The sequence below is a fragment of the Paraburkholderia caledonica NBRC 102488 genome, from assembly GCF_000685095.1.
In the GTDB taxonomy this organism is placed as follows: Bacteria; Pseudomonadota; Gammaproteobacteria; order Burkholderiales; family Burkholderiaceae; genus Paraburkholderia; species Paraburkholderia caledonica.
Genome location: NZ_BAYE01000070.1, coordinates 1 through 1,168, shown reverse-complemented (window position 1 = coordinate 1,168; position 1,168 = coordinate 1). Strand labels below are relative to the sequence as shown.

Below are 1,168 nucleotides of genomic sequence, written 5' to 3'. Positions count from 1 at the left end.
ACTCGAGAATCTTGGCAACGACACCGGCGCCGACGGTACGGCCGCCTTCGCGGATAGCGAAGCGCAGACCTTCTTCCATCGCGATCGGGTTGATCAGCTTCACCGTGATCGACACGTTGTCGCCCGGCATGACCATTTCCTTGTCCTTCGGCAACTCGATCGAGCCCGTCACGTCCGTCGTACGGAAGTAGAACTGCGGACGATAGTTGTTGAAGAACGGCGTGTGACGGCCGCCTTCGTCCTTGCTCAGCACGTACACCTCAGCCGTGAAGTGCGTGTGCGGGTTGATCGAACCCGGCTTGGCCAGCACCTGGCCACGCTCCACGTCTTCACGCTTCGTGCCGCGCAGCAGAATACCGACGTTGTCGCCCGCCTGACCCTGGTCGAGCAGCTTGCGGAACATTTCCACGCCCGTGCACGTCGTCTTCACCGTCGGCTTGATACCGACGATTTCGATTTCCTCGCCGACCTTCACGACGCCACGCTCCACGCGCCCCGTCACCACCGTGCCGCGACCCGAGATCGAGAACACGTCCTCCACCGGCATCAGGAACGCGCCGTCCACTGCGCGCTCCGGCGTCGGGATGTACGTGTCCAGCGCGTCGGCCAGATTCATGATCGCCACTTCGCCGAGCTCGCCCTTGTCGCCTTCGAGCGCCAGCTTTGCCGAACCCTTGATGATCGGCGTGTCGTCGCCCGGGAAGTCGTACTTCGACAGAAGCTCGCGCACTTCCATCTCGACCAGCTCCAGCAGCTCAGCGTCGTCCACCATGTCGCACTTGTTCAGGAACACGATGATGTACGGAACGCCAACCTGACGCGCCAGCAGGATGTGCTCACGCGTTTGCGGCATCGGGCCGTCAGCGGCCGAGCATACCAGGATCGCGCCGTCCATCTGCGCGGCGCCCGTGATCATGTTCTTCACATAGTCCGCGTGGCCCGGGCAGTCAACGTGTGCGTAGTGGCGGTTAGCCGTTTCGTACTCGACGTGCGCCGTGTTGATCGTGATACCACGTGCCTTTTCTTCCGGCGCCGCGTCGATCTGGTCGTACGCCTTCGCTTCGCCGCCAAACTTCTGCGTCAGAACCGTCGTGATCGCTGCCGTCAGCGTGGTCTTGCCGTGGTCAACGTGACCGATCGTGCCGACGTTCACGTGCGGCTTGGTCCG

1 protein-coding gene is annotated in these 1,168 nt (G+C 62.8%); it reads right to left on the bottom strand.

Annotation, left to right across the window (positions count from 1 at the left end; genetic code table 11):
* Window positions 1-1,168, bottom strand: a 1,168-nt coding sequence (tuf, locus tag BCA01S_RS36390) for an elongation factor Tu (RefSeq protein ID WP_244146128.1), incomplete at both ends; no start/stop codon positions are given.